At 68.4% G+C, this 15,336-nt stretch carries 11 protein-coding genes; 3 read left to right on the top strand and 8 right to left on the bottom strand.

The window, feature by feature from the left end; translation table 11 throughout:
* Positions 1-51: 51 nt before the first annotated feature.
* The 5 genes from UK23_RS08555 to UK23_RS08535 form a co-directional block, all read right to left on the bottom strand.
* Complete coding sequence (locus tag UK23_RS08555; RefSeq protein ID WP_045310854.1) at positions 52-753, bottom strand: 3-oxoacyl-ACP reductase family protein; 702 nt, start codon at positions 751-753, stop codon at positions 52-54.
* Positions 754-804: 51 nt separating this feature from the next.
* Positions 805-2,676: a hypothetical protein gene (locus tag UK23_RS08550; RefSeq protein ID WP_045310853.1), complete on the bottom strand. Its 1,872-nt coding sequence runs from the start codon at positions 2,674-2,676 to the stop codon at positions 805-807.
* 93 nt (positions 2,677-2,769) lie between these two features.
* The gene (locus UK23_RS08545) at positions 2,770-3,750 is read right to left on the bottom strand and encodes a fatty acid desaturase family protein (RefSeq protein WP_045310852.1); all 981 of its coding nucleotides are present in this window, start codon (positions 3,748-3,750) and stop codon (positions 2,770-2,772) included.
* A 55-nt stretch (positions 3,751-3,805) separates the two neighbouring features.
* Complete coding sequence (locus UK23_RS08540) at positions 3,806-4,156, bottom strand: VOC family protein (RefSeq protein ID WP_045310851.1); 351 nt, start codon at positions 4,154-4,156, stop codon at positions 3,806-3,808.
* Positions 4,157-4,186: 30 nt separating this feature from the next.
* Positions 4,187-4,813, bottom strand: coding sequence for a class I SAM-dependent methyltransferase (locus UK23_RS08535; RefSeq protein WP_045310850.1), 627 nt, complete (start codon positions 4,811-4,813; stop codon positions 4,187-4,189).
* 14 nt (positions 4,814-4,827) lie between these two features.
* Here UK23_RS08535 and UK23_RS08530 point away from each other — a divergent pair, with 14 nt between their 5' ends.
* The 3 genes from UK23_RS08530 (at position 4,828) to UK23_RS08520 (ending at position 8,177) form a co-directional block, all read left to right on the top strand.
* Positions 4,828-5,973 (top strand): amidohydrolase family protein, encoded by a 1,146-nt coding sequence (locus UK23_RS08530; protein WP_045310849.1) that lies wholly within the window; start codon positions 4,828-4,830, stop codon positions 5,971-5,973.
* A gap of 195 nt (positions 5,974-6,168) precedes the next feature.
* Positions 6,169-6,360 (top strand): hypothetical protein, encoded by a 192-nt coding sequence (locus tag UK23_RS08525; RefSeq protein WP_196777663.1) that lies wholly within the window; start codon positions 6,169-6,171, stop codon positions 6,358-6,360.
* Between the two features lie 2 nt (positions 6,361-6,362).
* Positions 6,363-8,177 (top strand): HEXXH motif domain-containing protein, encoded by a 1,815-nt coding sequence (locus tag UK23_RS08520; protein ID WP_045310847.1) that lies wholly within the window; start codon positions 6,363-6,365, stop codon positions 8,175-8,177.
* Between the two features lie 6 nt (positions 8,178-8,183).
* Here the strand turns inward: UK23_RS08520 and fxsT are convergent, their stop codons facing one another.
* The 3 genes from fxsT to UK23_RS08505 are packed head-to-tail and all read right to left on the bottom strand — an operon-like array spanning position 8,184 to position 15,326.
* On the bottom strand, positions 8,184-12,521 hold the full coding sequence (gene fxsT, locus UK23_RS08515) for an FxSxx-COOH system tetratricopeptide repeat protein (RefSeq protein WP_269112250.1): 4,338 nt from the start codon (positions 12,519-12,521) through the stop codon (positions 8,184-8,186).
* A gap of 1 nt (position 12,522) precedes the next feature.
* Positions 12,523-13,599: an AAA family ATPase gene (locus tag UK23_RS08510; RefSeq protein ID WP_045310846.1), complete on the bottom strand. Its 1,077-nt coding sequence runs from the start codon at positions 13,597-13,599 to the stop codon at positions 12,523-12,525.
* Positions 13,596-15,326, bottom strand: coding sequence for a hypothetical protein (locus UK23_RS08505; protein WP_156212960.1), 1,731 nt, complete (start codon positions 15,324-15,326; stop codon positions 13,596-13,598). The genes UK23_RS08510 and UK23_RS08505 overlap by 4 nt, the downstream gene beginning before the upstream one ends.
* Between the last annotated feature and the right edge of the window lie 10 nt (positions 15,327-15,336).

The following is a 15,336-nucleotide window of genomic DNA, read 5'->3' as shown; positions in this document are numbered from 1 at the left end:
CGGAGAACCTAGCCCACGGCGGCTGAACGGGTTTTACAGCCTCGCACCGGCCTACGCGGTGAAGCCGCCGTCGGCGTTGATGCTGGCCCCGGTGACGTACGTGCCCGCGTCACCTGCCAGTGCCGCAACGACTTCGGCGATCTCCTCCGGCTGCCCGAAGCGTCCCAACGCGGTCAGTCCGCGAATGGTGTCCGCCATCGGCCCGTCTGCCGGATTCAGGTCCGTGTCGATCGGACCGGGGTTGACGATGTTCGCGGTGATGCCGCGCGGGGCCAGTTCGCGCGCGAGGCCCTTCGTCATGCCGATGAGCGCTGTCTTGCTGGCCGAGTAGAGCGCGAAACCGGGAAAAGGTGAATGCACGGCGACGTTGCTGCCGATGCTGATGATGCGCCCGCCCTCGCGCATGTGCCGCGCCGCCGCTCGTGAGGCGAGAAACGGCGCGCGCACGTTGACCGCCATGGTGCGGTCGAACTCTTCCTGGCCCAGGTCTTCCAACGGACCGACCTGGAACACGGCCGCGTTGTTCACGAGGATGTCGAGACGGCCGAACTCCGCGGCCGTCTCTTCCACCGCCGCCACCACGGCTTCCGGGTCCTCGCTGTCCGCCTGGATGGCGAACCCGTTGTCCGGCTTGGTGTTCTGATAAGTCACTGCCACTCGCGCGCCCAGTGCGGCGAGCTTGAACGCCACAGCAGCCCCGATCCCGCGGCTTCCACCGGTGATCAGGGCTGCTTTCCCTTCAAGTGATCCCATGCGTTTCAGCCTGCTGGAATCAGTGCGAAGGATCTGGCGGGAATCGGACCGTCAGCTGTTGCCTCGGGTGTAGGCCCACGCGGTGCGGTTGACGGAGTCCTCAAGACCCGTGAAGCCCTCGTTGGGGTTCAGCACGTCCTCCTGGTAGTCGACGTCGACGTCGTCCGCCGTGCCACCGACGGCGTCCGGCCCGACCCCGAACATGCCCTTCGGGTTGCCGCCCTGGTCCATGAGGCTGTTGACCGCGTTGAACTGGTCCTGGTGCCAGCTGCCCGACATGTGCCCGGCCTCGTGGGCGGTGATGTTGCCGATCGCCCTGCCGATGAACGCGGCCTTGTCGACCGTGGCCGGGGTGATGTAGGTGTTCAGCGAGGTGGCGGACTGGCCGGCCGGCTTGCTGAGCACGTCCAGCAGCACCAGCGCGGTCTCCTCCTTGCCGAAGTTGCCCGCGTCGATCGACTGCGCGATGCCGACGGTCGAGATGCCGGACTCGGCGATGGTGCCGCCGACGACCACGCGGCTGACGTTCTTCTGGCCCCACGGGTCGGCGTGGTCGCGGCTGTTGAGGACGCGCACGGCGAACCGCTTGTTGGTGCCCTTGGCGGCGAGGTCGTGCTCGATGTTCTCGCGCACGGTCGCGACCACGGAGTCGATCACGGCGTTCTCGTCGGCGTTGGTGAGACCCCACGCGGGCAGGAAGTTCTTGAGCGGCGAGAGGTCCCGGTTGCCGGCCGGGTCGGCGCCGAAGATCCGGGTGTTGACGCGCGCGCCGTCGAAGTCGAGGAAGATCGTCAGCACCTCCGGCCGCGGGTTGAGCTCCGAGCCGGGGCGGTAGGCCTCGACCGTGACGTCGTAGGCACCGTCACCGTCCTCGACGCCGACGGTGTAGCGGCCGTCCTTCGGCGCCACGAAGTCCGCGACGGCGTTGCCACCGGCGGGCATCGGCGAGTTCTCCGCGTACAGGAAGCTGAAGTCCTGCGACGAACCGAAGACCTCGCGCCCGGCCGGGTCGTGGACCATGACCCGCGTCGCCCGGCCCGCCGCCGACGCGCCGAGCACGTCGCCCGCCTTGAGGTCGACGGAGAAGAAGTCCCTGTCCACCTGGCCGTCGCCGGTCGCGATGGTCAGGTCGTACGCGCCCTCGGTGGTGACGCGCTTGCCGGTGCCGGGCTTCAGCGGGTCGGTCGGGACCCCGCCGGGGCCCGCGCCCGCGACCATGACGTAGACGTCGGTGCCCGGCTGCACGAAGACCCGGAGCCTGCTGTCCGTGGTGCCGACGAGGTTGTCGTTCTGGCCCTGCAACTGGCCGTTCGCGTCGAACGCGGCGAGCAGCGTGTCCAGGTCGCCGGTCGGCGTGTGCGTCTCGACGGTCGCCCACTGCCCGGTCGCACCACCGGTCAGCTTGTAGAAGTCGTGGTCGCCGCTGCCGTCACCCGCGCTGCCGTACGGGCCGTCGCCGATCGTGCCGCTGGTCCGCACGGCCCGTCCCTGTGCGGGCACGTGGGTGTCAGCGGCGTTCGGAATGGCGTCGTTCATCTCGGGGAACGGCGTGACGACCGGGATGGTCGGGTCGCCCGCTAGGTCACCCGTGAGCTTGAGCTTCGGGTTCTTGCCACGTCCGGTGCCGAACCCGGCCACGTGCTCGGCCTGGGCGGGCGTGTCGTTCGCGCCCTGCCCGGTCTCCTTCTCGCCGTAGGTCAGCGGTGTCCCCGCGGACTTCGCGGCGATCGCGGCCCGCGCCTGCTTGCGGGACTCCCGGTTCCGCTGCACCGCGGCCCAGTCGATCTTGGCTTCGGCAGGCAGGAAAGCCAGCATCGGATCGGGCTGGCTGACCTGCTGCACGGGTTCGGCGGCCGACTGACCGGCGGCGACGAGTGACAGTGCGACACCTGCGGCGAGCACGCCGAAGAGACGTTTGCGCATATGAGGTTCCCCCAGTTCGGTCTACCACCGAGGAAACCAGCGCTCACGGTCGTGGACGAGCGTTTTGGTCAGCCTTTGTCCACTTTTGGACAATCAGGCGGGTTTGCGCATCGGTGCCGAGACCTCGTGCAGGTACTCCAGCACGTACCCGTACGACCGGAACAAGCCGCACTGCGCGTAGGAGATCTGGTGCTTCTCGCAGAACTCGCTGACGATCAGCTGCGCGTGCTTCAGGGCCGGGCGCGGCATGCTCGGGAACAGGTGGTGCTCGATCTGGTAGTTCAGCCCGCCGAGCAGGAAGTCGGTGAACCAGCCGCCGCGGACGTTGCGCGAGGTCAGCACCTGCTTGCGGAGGAAGTCGAGGGTGTGCCCGGCCGACAGCACCGGCATGCCCTTGTGGTTGGGGGCGAAGGAACAGCCCATGTAGAAGCCCCACAGACCCTGGTGCACCAGGATGAACGCGACCGCGTAGACGGGGGAGAGGACCCAGAACACCGCGGCCAGGTAGACGACGACGTTCGCGATCATCAGGAAGCGCTCACGGCCCGAGTGCCGGATCGAGTGCCAGTGCAGTGCGTAGCCTTCGAGGAACAGCAACGGGAAGAACAACGCCGCCTGGTGCGAGGCGATCCACCGCAGCGGGCCGCGCTTGGACTCGCCCTGCTTCTGCGTGAACGCCAGCACCGAGATGTCGACGTCCGGGTCCTCGTCCTCGTGGTTCGGGTTGGCGTGGTGGCGGTTGTGCTTGCTCACCCACCAGTCGTGGCTGACGCCGATGAGCCCGCTGTGGACGTAACCGGTGAGCAGGTTCCACCGCTTCGCCGTGAAGATCTGCTTGTGGCCGGCGTCGTGCCCGATGAACGCCAGCTGCGTCGTCATGACGGCCAGCACGACCGCCACGGCGAGCTGCCACCACGAGTCCCCGAGCAAGGCGAACGCCACCCACGCGCCCGCGTAGACCACCAGGTTCGCGGTGATCCGCGCGAGGTAGTAACCGCGCCGCCGAGCCAGCAGGCCGGCCTGCTTGATCTCGGTGGACAACTGGGCGAAGTCGCTCGCCTGCCGGAGTGTCATTTGCGCATAATGCCCGGTCGCCGCGTCCAGGCAATGCACGGCCGATGAAGTGCGGCTACCAGGCCACCAAACAGAACGGGTGTCCGGCAGGATCCGCGTAGACGTCGAACGACTCGCCGCCGCCCTCGAGCTTGCGCGCGCCCAGCTCAAGAACCCTCTGACCTGCAGTTTTGCGATCGTCCACGCGAATGTCGAAGTGCATGTGCGCTGATTCGCCCGGCCACGCGGGTGGTGTCCAGCCGGTCACCCGCGCGAAGGCGACACCGGGGCGGTCGGGTGCGTCGCCGATGACGACCCAGCCGGGGTCGTCCTGCACGCGGGTCATGCCGAGCAGCTTCTCGTAGAACCCCGCGAGGGCCCGCGGGTCGGGACAGTCGATCACCAGGCCGTGCCATCGTCCGATCATGCGCGGGAGCGTCTCACCGAATGCGGACAGTTACTGTCCGCTGGCCTTCCTCGCCACGAGCCGTTCCACCAGACCGAGCTTGAACCGTTGCCGCTGTTCGACCTGCAGCTGGTGCGCCTGCACCAGACGCAGTGGCCGGCGCAGGAAGTGCTCTCCCGCCATCGGAATCGTCACCCGTTCCACGAGCCACTGCAGTGCGCGCGCGATCCGGGACGAGCTCTCCACGTGGTCGACGAGGATCAACCGGCCGCCGGGCTTCAGCACCCTGATCATCTCGGCGATCGCGGTCTCGTGGTCCGGGATCGCGCACAGGCCCAGGGTGCACACGACCGTGTCGAACTCCGCGTCGCCGAACGGGAGGGCGTGCGCTGTGCCCTGCCGCAGGGTCACCCCGTGCCGCAGGTCGTGGGCGCGAGCCCGGGCGAGGCCGAGCATCTGCTCGCTGAGGTCGATGCCGGTGAGCGTGACGTCCTCGGGGTAGTGCGGCAGGTTCAGCCCGGTGCCGATGGCGACCTCCAGCACCTCGCCTGATGCCTGCGAGCACGCCCACCTGCGCGAGTCGCCGAAGAGTTTCCGGTCCAGGAAACCCATTTCCGCGTCGTAGGTCGCGGACTTCCGGTCCCAGTACTGCTGCCAGCGGGCGCTGCGATCGGTCATGGTTCACTCCTACCGTGGCGACGACGATCGTGAACGCGCGGGTGTTCGACGGGACGACGTCGCGGGACTGGACCTCTGTCCGGTTCGCGGACGGGCTGATCACCGAGTGCTCGGCCGGCTCCGGCGCCCATGCCGGCGACGAGGTCGTGGACGCGGCGGGCGGGACCGTGCTGCCCGGTCTGATCGACTCCCACGTGCACCTCGTTCCCGGCGCTCTCGTCCAGTCGCTGAACTGCGGCGTCACCACCGTGCTCGACATGTTCAGCATGCCGGACGTCGTGGCCGCCGCGCGGGAGCGAGCTCGTGGTGCCGACGCGGCGGACGTGCGGTCGGCGGGTGTCGGTGCCACCGCGCCCGGCGGCCACCCGTCGATGATGTACGACCCGTTCCCGACGCTGACCGCCGCTGACCAGGCCTCGCGGTTCGTGTCGGACCGGATCGCCGAGGGCTCGGACTACCTGAAGATCTTCTCCGGCGTCGGTGGCCGGTGGCCGTCGCTGGACCCCTCGACCATCACGGCGCTGGTCACGGCGGCGCACTCGCGCGGCTTGGTCGTCGTCGCCCACGTGAGCTCGACGGCCGGTCTCGAAGAGGTCGTGTCCGCCGGTGCCGACGTGGTGGCGCACATCCCGTTGGACGCGGAGCTGCCTGGTTCTCTGGTCGAGCGCATGGCCGGAATCGCGGTGGGGCCGACGCTCGCCACCGTCGAGAACACTCTCGGAGCGAGCAGCCGGCCGTATTCGCGGGCGCAGGACAACGTGCGGCGGCTGGTGGACACGGGAGTCACGCTGCTGGCGGGCACCGACGCCCCGAACCCCGGGACCGAGTTCGGCGCAAGCCTGCATCGGGAACTGGAGCTGCTCGTCCGGTGCGGTCTCAGCCCGGCGCAGGCCCTGGCTGCCGCGACTTCCTCTCCTGCACAGGTGTTCGGCCTCGCGGACCGGGGACGTGTCGCGGTCGGGCAGCGCGCGGATCTGGTTCTCGTGTCAGGAGATCCGCTGACGGACATCTCCGCTGTGCGCGGCATCGAACGGATCTGGCGCGGCGGCACGGCCTGCGAGCGTCGCCCGTTCGTTCCCGATCCCGCCGAGGCCGAGCAGCTCGCCGCGTTCGACGCGCGCATCGCCGAAGCCGTCGCGGCGGTGCGCCGGCGCCGCTGAAAGCGGTGCTGGCCAAAAGGTTTCCATTTCCTGTCCAATTCCAGGCCAGCAGCGCCGACGACGGCTCACCTCTGCAACCACTGGTCGTTTCGGCGCAGGGAAACGCAAGGTATCGGCCTACCTGAACGCGTCGTTGTTGCGCCATCATGGGATTGCCTGCACCGACCGGCACTCGGCGTGAGGGGAATCGACACCATGAGCTCATCGGGCTTGGAGCCGGACCTGGAATCCGCGCTGATCGACCTCGAAGGCGTTCCGTTCACCAGGTTGCGCGATCTCGACAGCGACCTGCTCCGGCGATCGCTGCGGCACGTCGTCGAGCGCACCGGTCTCGTGAGCCAGGGCTACAGAAGCACCAGCTCGTCGGGTGGTGAGCGAATCGACTGATCATGCCGTATTCCACCCCGTTCCACCGCATGTCGTGGGGTGATTTCGACGCCTTCGCGCGCCTCCGCGGTGATGCGTCGATGATCGGCCGGTTGCGCGGAGCCGAACTCAGCAGACGAAAACTGTTGGTGCACGCGTTACTCGAATCCTCCGCGAAAACGCCGGGGGCGTATGGCTCGTTGCCTCCGCTCGAAGCGGTGTGGGACCTGCTCGCGCGGGTCGAGAACGTGTCGCCCGCTTCGCTCGACCGCGCGTTCGCGCACCCGTACACCGGAAGCTGGGCCGGCTACACGACCCGGTTGCTGGCACACGGCGCCGACGGCGTTTGTCCACTGTGGATTCACGTCGGCCACGTGCACGCGCTCGCGGCAGCCGCGGCGATCACGGCCGATCTGGACTTCGAGATCTCCGTGCCGCTGTGGGACGGCAACGCGGTCCTGCCCTCGCTCGGGACGGCTCGGTTGCCGGCCAGGGCCCGGTTCTCGACAGCCGAGGTGCGAGGACGACGCGGCCGCTACACGGTATCCGGCGAGAACGGTGAGGTCCGGCTGCCTGTCAGGCTCGACTCCGATGCCCCCGGCTGGTGGGCCCTGCGCTCGTGCGGCATGGGCGCGGAAAGGAATCGGCTTTCGGTGACGCTGGACGACCTCGATCCCTATCGCGGTCTGCACGAGCCGTTGCCACCGGAACGCCTGGAGGCAGCCGAGGTCGGCACGTGGCGGCGGCTGCTGGGCGAAGCCTGGGCACTCCTGCTCGACGCCACTCCTGAGCTCGCCGGAATGGTCGCCTCCGGCCTGGATTCGTTGGTACCCAAGCCGAACGTGCCTTTCCAGACCCCGAGCGCGTCGACCGGTGAGGCCTTCGGCAGCGCGGTGATCGGGCTGCCGGTGGACGCGTTCGACCTCGCCGCGACGTTGGTGCACGAGTTCCAGCACATCGTGCTGGGGGGCATCCTCCACCTGACACAGCTCTACGAAAACGACCGCACAGAGCGGATTTACGTGCCGTGGCGCGACGACCCCCGGCCTCTCGGCGGAGCACTCACGGGTGTCTACGCGTTCTTCGGCGTGACCGCGTTCTGGCGCAGGACGGCTCAGTCCGAGAGCGGCGAGTCGCGGCGCGCTTGGTTCGAGTTCGCCTACTGGCGCGACCAGACCTGGCGCACCCTCCGGACTCTGCGCCGCGATTCGACGCTGACCGAAGCCGGGCAACGGTTTCTCGCCGGTGTCGCGGAGGTGCTCGAACCGTGGCGACACGAACCGGTGCCCGAGGACGTCCTGGACCTGACCGAGCTGCTCGCGTCCGACCACCGGGCGGGGTGGAGGCTGCGGCATCTGCGTCCCGATCCCGCGATGGTCTCCACGGCGGCCGACGCCTGGCTGGCCGGTCGGGCGAGGCCGCCGGTCGTCCTGTCCCCGCCCGACCTCCCGCCGACGCCGGTGCCGGACGGACCGTGGTCGCGCAGCCGTGCCACGTTGGTACGCCTCGGTTTGGGCAAACGCGGGAGCAAGGACGTGCACGAGCTGTGGCCGGAGGTTCCCGGCGCCACCTACGCGGACTACGCGCTGGCGACCGGCCGCCGCGCCGACGCCGCCCGGAGCTACCGCGCGGAGCTGCGCGAGGATCCCGACCGGCCGGCGTCACTCGTCGGGCTGGGACTCGCCCTCAACGGGGCCGGACCCAACCCGGCCGCACGCGCGTTGCTGCACTGCCCTGAAATGGTGCGTGCGGTGCACCGTGAACTCCGGCGCACCGCACGTGACGTACCTACTCCGGAGACGCTCGCCTGGTGGCTCGGCCAGCTCGTCTCCGGATGAGTCCTCCTACATCAGCAACGGGTCGATGTCGCAGTTGGCCCGCATCCCCTTGGCCGCCGCGATGGTTCCGGGGTGCGCCTCGCCCAGCACCTTGCGGTACCGGTCCACCACAGGATCGCGGTAGGGCGCGGCTTCCTCCTCCCGGCCTGCCGCCCGCAGGTCGTGGCCGAGGTTGAGCGCCGCGGCGAGCACGGTGGGATGGTTGGCGCCGAGCACTCGCCCGCCGCGCTCCACGGCGTCCTGGCCCAGCGCGATCGCGCGCTCGGTCTCGCCCAGAGCCGCTAGGTCGCTCGCCAGGTTGACCGTGGCGACGATCGCGTAGGGGTGGTTCGGACCGAGACCACTGCGGAAGAGTTCCAGCGCCCGTTCGTCGAGCACCCTCGCCTCCGCCGTCTCTCCCTTGAGCCGCATCGTCACCGCCAGGTCGACCGTCGCCGCGATGGCGTGGGGATGGGCTTCCCCGAGACCACGCCGGTACCGCTCGAACGTGTCCTCGCCCAGCTTCTTCGCCCCGGCCAGGTCTCCCGAGTGGCGAAGGTCGATCGAATGCGCCAGGGCACACGCCATTCTGGTCTCGTGGTCGGGTCCGTAGAGGAGGCTGAACTGGGCGAGCGCCGGCGTGGACAGCTCCAGCGCCCGTGCGTGGTCGCCGTCCTTGCGCCTCGCCACCGACAGGAGGAACGAGAAAGTCGCCTGCTCCGGGTGGTCCGCGGGGAACCGCGCCCGGAACACCTCGGTGAACTTCTCCTGGTCGATCCGCGCCCGCAGGTAGTCACCCGCCTCGCGCCGGTCGACGATCTCCGAGGCGTAGCTGCTGAGCGTCCTCTGGTGGTCGGGGCCCAGCACCTTGCTCCTGCGGTCGGCGGTGTCGAGGTCGAGCTCGGCCGCCGCCAGGTACTCACCGGACAGCCGGAGGCTGATGCCGTGCTGGTACGCCGCGTTGAGAGCCTCGGGATCGTCCTCGCCGAACAGCCGCTTGGACTTGTGGTAGATCTCCTCGCTCAGTTTCGCGGCGGACGCGAAGTCGCCCTGCGCCCGGTAGTCGATCACGATGTTGGTCTGCAGTGCGAGTGCCTCTTCACTGTCCTCTCCGGACACTTCGATCTGGCGCTGCAGGGTGAGCTGGTTGACCCGCGAGGCTTCCTCGTACCGCCCCACGCCCCACAGGTAGAAACCGAGCCGTGAGGCCACTTCCAGCGTCTGCGGATGAGTGGGTCCCAGCTTGCGCTCGAACTTCTCGCTCGCGCGCTCGGCGACGCGCGCGGCCTCCTCGTGGTCGCCCCAGGCGGAGAGGAAGCGCATCAGGTTGATGATGAGCTGCCGTGGCCAGCTGTCGTCGCAGTCGACGATGTCGGACGCGTAGGCGTGCGGCAGCAGCTCGCGGTAGCGCGGCCAGTGCCGGCTCGACTCGGGGTCGTTGGGGTCGAGACTGGCGAGTAGCTGGTGCGCGCCGTGCATCATCTGCGCGTGCACCTGCGGCGCCATGGTCCGGTTGCGCAGCACCAACTGGACCAACCGGTGCAGCTGCAAGGTGTTGTTGCCGTGGTCGATCTTCGCGAGCCCGTAGCGGTTGATGTCGCGGATGGCCCTCGCGAGCTTGATCGGGTCGCGCAGGGCGGCGTCCAGCTCCGGGGAGATCGACACCCGGCTGACCCCGGTGAACAGGTCGCGCGAGATCGGTTCCGGCGAGAAGAAGGCGCAGATGTGCAGAATCTGGTGTGCCGCCGGGTTTCTCGTCTTCAGCTCGTCGAACGACACGTTCCAGGCGGCGGCGACCGAGAGGTCGTAGTCAGTCGGGGCGGACGTGTCGAGGATTTCCGCGACGGACTCGTCGAACAGCCGCAGGTACTCGCTCACCGGCATGCCGGTGACGGCGCGCCAGGCCGCCGCCTGCTCGATGGCGAGGGGGAGGTCGCCCAGCTTCTCCGCCAGCACGTTCGCGTCGCCCTCGTCGATCTCCGGGCCGCGTTTGCCGAGCAGCTCGATGCTCTCCGAGCGGTCGAACACCGCGAGCTCCAGCGGACGGGCCACGCCGGCCCAGTCCGGGTTGCGGGAGGTGATCAGCACTTCGCCGGGACCGTTGGCCGGGAAGAACGGGCGCACTTCCTCCGGGCTCTCGGCCGCGTCGAAGACGAGCAGCCAGCGGCGGAACGGACGGCCGACGCGCAGCGCCTCGCGCACGGCGGGCACGGCGGTGTTCGCGTCGGAGGCACCGGGCAGCCCGAGCTGACGCGCCAGTTCGGTGAGGCCGGCGCGGATCTGGGTCGGGCGGGCCGCCTCGATCCACCAGATGAGGTCGTAGTCCTGCAGATGGCGGTAGATGTACTCGGTCGCCATCTGGGTCTTGCCGATACCGCCCATGCCGTGCAGCGCGGACGGGAGAACCGCGGTGGCGCCTCCTGCGGTCAGACGTTTGCCGAGCTGCTCCAGCAGTTCCACGCGCCCGGTGAAGTTCGGGTTTCGCGGCGGCACATTTCCCCAGACGATCGGCGGATCATCCGACCTTCGTTCGTGAAACGTTCGCGAACTCAATGCGGGATGAACCGTCATACCGCTCGTCTCAGGAAGGCCGACATCGCGCGACCCGGCGGAATACACCGCGGCCGATACGGAATGCGCCTGTGGATCGGATACCGTCGACTTGCTGGGGCGCTCGGCCGTATCGGGCATGTCCTTGCTCGCCATCCTTGTTGACTTTATTGATTCAGAAGATGGCACGACGTCGCGTGCCACCGCATTCCTCAGCCGATCCGCGCGCGACAGGTAAGGCCCTGACAACGCCCCCATCACCGCACGCTGCAGCCCGACTTCGGCAGCGTTGGAACTAGAGGGCACCGGGTCCGGCGTGTTGTCCGGGTCCGCTATCGCTTCCATGAGACGCCCGAGTGCCGGAATGTGCTCCCCGAATTCGGCCGCAGCCGTTCGCACGACGCCCGCGGTCTCGGACCGGCGAGCGCCGTTGAGCAGCAGCTCACGTACTTTCTCGGGAAAGACAAAGGTGCTGGAGTCCCAGGTGGACTTGTCGTCTTTGGGAGCCGAAGAATAGTCCAGCAGACCGCTCATAAGCAATTCTGAGACGTGCTCCGGTCCTGCCTCCGGGACGAATCGCCGGCTAATGAGTTTCACGACTTCGAGGTTGGCCGGGACCGCGGCGAGCAACGTCGCGAGACGCAGAGCGGGCGGCGAGGCAAGGCTTCTGAACCGGCCGACGTGCTCTTTTGCCGATACGTCGTCATCCGGCACGGCTCGTGTTTCGCGGGTGACCAGCAGCACCGTGCCGCCGGCCGGGCGGCGGTGCCCCGCCGTGATCAGCCGCGCCCACCACCTCAGGTACCGAGGTTGCAATTCGATCACCGGCACCGGTACGGCATCGTCGCGCAGCGCCGCAGCCGGATCGTCGTCGAGCCAGGCATCGGGCAGGTCGAACGTCCAGCGGCTGTTGGGACGCAACGCGGCCGGCACGCTGAGGTTCGCCCGGTGCAGCGGTACCGCGCCGCGGCCCCAGAGCCATTGGGGCAACATGTGCAGCACGCTCACCGGCATGGACCGCGCCCAGCGAGCCAGCATCGGGTTCAGCAGGCCCGGCTTCCAGACGCCTCCGACCCCGTCGGTCACGAGCAGCACGACTCGGCGTCCGGAGACGTCGAGCACCTCGGCAGGGTCACGCGCGGGCGCGCCAGGCGTACCACCGCGCAAAACCGGAACCTCCGTGCCGTCCTCGTTGCGGACGACGTCGACCAAGCGGAACTGGATCGTGCGGAAGGCCCCCAGTCGCGTGAGCATCTCCATGAATGCGACGACTTTCGGCCGCCACAGCGACATTGAGGGACTGTCGTCCAAAACGACGGTCAGATCGAGCCAACGCTCCGGACTCGAACGGGTGATCGGCCACCAGCTGCCGGTTCGCGCAACCTGCTCCGCGGTCGCGACCTCGTCCAGAACCGTTGCGCCGTCCCGGAAAGAGGCGATCTCGCGCTTCAGCGGCCGCAACGCCCTGAAGCACTCCAGCGTCTCGGCCAGTCCGGGCACCACGGCGGCGGCCGGTGGCAGATCCCGGTGGCCGTTCTCGTCGAGGCTCGGCGGGCGTGGAAGCGGTGTCCTGGCGACTTCGTCCGGTGCCGCCGCGGGGAAGGGTTCTGGTTCATGCGAAACCGGCGCGTCGGGAACAGGCGCCTCGTCATCCACGGCCTCGGCGGGTACCGGCTTCACGGCTTCTGGCAGCACGGGGCCGGGCGGATCCGGATCGCCTTGGTCGCGGCTCTCCGTCGTCCCGCCGCGCATCGCGGCGGCCAGCCACAGCACGTCCGCTACTTCGGGCCAGTCCAAGCCCTCGAGGCCGTCCACGTCACTGCCCCGTCGTCAGTCTGCGCCAGATGGCGTTCAGCAGCCGCTGCCACGACACGTCGTCCGGCTGGTACGCGCCCGAGGTGGCGAGGAAAACGGCGTCCAGCAGGCGATCGGCTGGCAGCCCACCCTCCGCGCGGCTCTTCTCGATGAACTCGCGCACCAGCCGTTCGCGGTGCTCGCCCTTGGTGTCCAACAGGTGGTTGGCCACCATGGCGGCCAACTGCTCCACCGTCGGGTCCTTGATCTCGAGTTGCAGGACCCGGCGCAGGAACGCGGGCGGGAACTCGCGCTCTCCGTTGCTCGTCATGACGACGACCGGGAACGCGCGACAGCCGACCCTGCCGTCCACGACGGTCGCCGTGCCGTTGGGATCGTTGGTGTGGACGGTGACCTCGCGCGTCTGGTTGCGCACGCGAGCCAGTTCCGGGATGACGAACTCGCCGTCCTCGAAAATGCTCAGCAGATCGTTCGGGAGATCCGATTCGGACTTGTCCAGCTCGTCGATCAGAACAACTCGCGGAAGTCTGCTGGGCAAGAACGCCGTACCCAGCGGGCCGAGTCTGACGAATTCGCCGATGGATGCTTCTTCGGCGCCACCTGATCGGGCCTGACCGGCAGCGGCGGCCTGAACCCTGCCAATCGCGTCATAATCGAACAGACCAGAATTCAGCGTGGTACGACTGGTGATCGACCACCTGAGCACTCGTCCGAGCCGCAGTTCTCTGGCAATCCGCCAGGCCAGACTCGACTTCCCGACGCCGGGCTTTCCGGTCAGCAAAAGCGGCCTGCGCAGGTACAATGCCGCGTTGACCATGTCCAGCTCGTGCGCGTCGACATCGGATTCGGCCAGGTGTATTTCCGGTCCCAACCTGCGATCGGCCTCACCGTCGTCGTCCGGCGGAACATCCTTCTCCGGAAGCGGGCCGCCGTCGAAATCGCGCCACGGCGGTGGCGGCGGAAGTATCTCGGCGAGGTCGATGTCGTGGATTTCGCGCCCAGTGCCGCGGTAAATCCACCAGTCAGGTGCATCGATGCCAACGCGCTGGCCGTCTGTTCGGTGTTCGTGCACGCTCATTTCGCGCCCCCACTCGACGTCGGCGAAAGAGATCCGCCTGGAACGATTTTCCGATGCGGGTCGTCGAGCAGCACCACGAGATCCCGGACGAGGTCGTGGTCGGTCGCGGCCAGGTGGGCTTCGCGATGACGGCCGGGCACCCCGCCGATGTCGCCACCGTTGAGCAGATGGCCCACCAGCTCACGCAGGTCCTCGGCAGTCGCCCGGGGGTGCCAGACGATCAAGGGCACGCCACTTCGCAACGCGGCGGTCAGCGCGTCGGGTCCGGCGCTCGGATCCGGATGCGCGGAAGGTGGCTCGTCCATGACCAACCCAACCCACGTGGTCTCACTCAGCACGGCGTCGATCGGATTCTCCTTGGTTTCCCCTGATCCGTACGGGTGAATTCGCCGCAACGACATGTTGTCATCGGCAGCGGAGTCCCACCTCATGCGCCACAGGCGATGCCAATGAGCGGACCGCATTCGCTCCAGAGACCTGAGCGCCAGCGGGTAATCGTATACCAGAGGTTTCGGGTATCCCGACCGGTGTTCCTTCCGCCAGGACATGATCGGAATTTGCAGGAGCGGGCGGGGCACGACGAATTCCAGGGCGACGGAAATAGCCTGGTCGGACCATGCGCCCTCGGCTTCGACGATCACGTCGTCGATTCGCTGTTCCAGCTCGTCCACGGCCAGCTCGCACACCCCGCCGCGGAGTGGCGGCCACTCCAGCGGATCGTCTTGACGCCACCAGGAAAGAACACACTGGCTGTCGTCGATCGCGTCCAGCTCGATCATGATCATCAGGTACAGCCGCGGTTCGGCGGGCAGCGGAATTCTGACCGCCTGGCGTTCCCGTTGCTCGCCGGTGCGTCGCAGATTGTGAATCTTCTGCGCAACCCAGGCCGCCAGCTCGGCGGCATTGTCGTCACCGAGGTCCGCGGCGAGCAGCGCCAGAAATTCGAGGGCAGGGGGAATTCCGTCCGGGCCGGCGTTGACATCGGCCAGATGGAGAAAAGCGTCCCAGACGGAGCGAAAGCGGGGTACCGGAATCGCCGAGTGCGTGGCGCGGCTGACGATCATCGGCAGGCGTGCGGTCTCCACACCCGACAGGAGGCTTTGCAGGACTTTCAAGTCGTCGCCGGGGAACAGGTCGCGTACGAGGAGGTCCTCATCGGGTACGGCCACGGCACTCGGCGCCCAGCCGCCGCCGTGGAGCCGCAGCCAGGCGTGCCCTTCGTACGACTTCACGGAGACGTCGATGCGGCGGTACGACTCCGGTGCGCTGGCCGGGTCCTGCGCGATCACCTCGTCGTAGAAGTAGGCACTGGCGATGAACGCGACCAGTTGCCCCGACCCGCGCAGTTCCGCCTTCGCCTCCTCCGCGTCGAGGATGCGGCAGGCCAGCACCACCGCGTTGCCCACCCAGCCGTGCTCGTTCCTGCGGATGTCGCCTGCGTGCAGCCCCACCCTGAGCTTGAACTGGGCCGCCGGATCGTGAGTCGCGTTGTACCGGCGGAGCTCGGCGGCCAGGCGGTCCGGCAGTTTGTCGGCGAGCTCGCTCTTCGACACGGAGGGCGGAACCAGGATCAGGGCGCCGTCACCCCGATCCTCGATGACGCAGCCGCCGGGATCGGCACCGGCGGCGGCGAGCGCGGCCCTCAGCACGTCGTACAGGCCCTCCTGCACCGCGAGCTGATGCGCGAGCGTTCTGTCCTCACGGGTGAATTCCGCAACGTCGACCACGACGATCGTC

Source organism: Lentzea aerocolonigenes (assembly GCF_000955955.1).
Lineage (GTDB): Bacteria > Actinomycetota > Actinomycetes > Mycobacteriales > Pseudonocardiaceae > Lentzea > Lentzea aerocolonigenes_A.
This window is presented reverse-complemented; position numbering and strand designations above follow the sequence as displayed.

Bases quoted from the DNA above. Each gene is read 5' to 3' on its own strand.
- UK23_RS08520 (WP_045310847.1), top strand. From the start codon at position 6,363: ATGCCGTATTCCACCCCGTTCCACCGCATGTCGTGGGGTGATTTCGAC.
- UK23_RS08525 (WP_196777663.1), top strand. From the start codon at position 6,169: ATGAGCTCATCGGGCTTGGAGCCGGACCTGGAATCCGCGCTGATCGAC.
- UK23_RS08540 (WP_045310851.1), bottom strand. From the start codon at position 4,156: ATGATCGGACGATGGCACGGCCTGGTGATCGACTGTCCCGACCCGCGG.
- UK23_RS08545 (WP_045310852.1), bottom strand. From the start codon at position 3,750: ATGACACTCCGGCAGGCGAGCGACTTCGCCCAGTTGTCCACCGAGATC.
- UK23_RS08550 (WP_045310853.1), bottom strand. From the start codon at position 2,676: ATGCGCAAACGTCTCTTCGGCGTGCTCGCCGCAGGTGTCGCACTGTCA.
- UK23_RS08535 (WP_045310850.1), bottom strand. From the start codon at position 4,813: ATGACCGATCGCAGCGCCCGCTGGCAGCAGTACTGGGACCGGAAGTCC.
- UK23_RS08555 (WP_045310854.1), bottom strand. From the start codon at position 753: ATGGGATCACTTGAAGGGAAAGCAGCCCTGATCACCGGTGGAAGCCGC.
- UK23_RS08510 (WP_045310846.1), bottom strand. From the start codon at position 13,599: ATGAGCGTGCACGAACACCGAACAGACGGCCAGCGCGTTGGCATCGAT.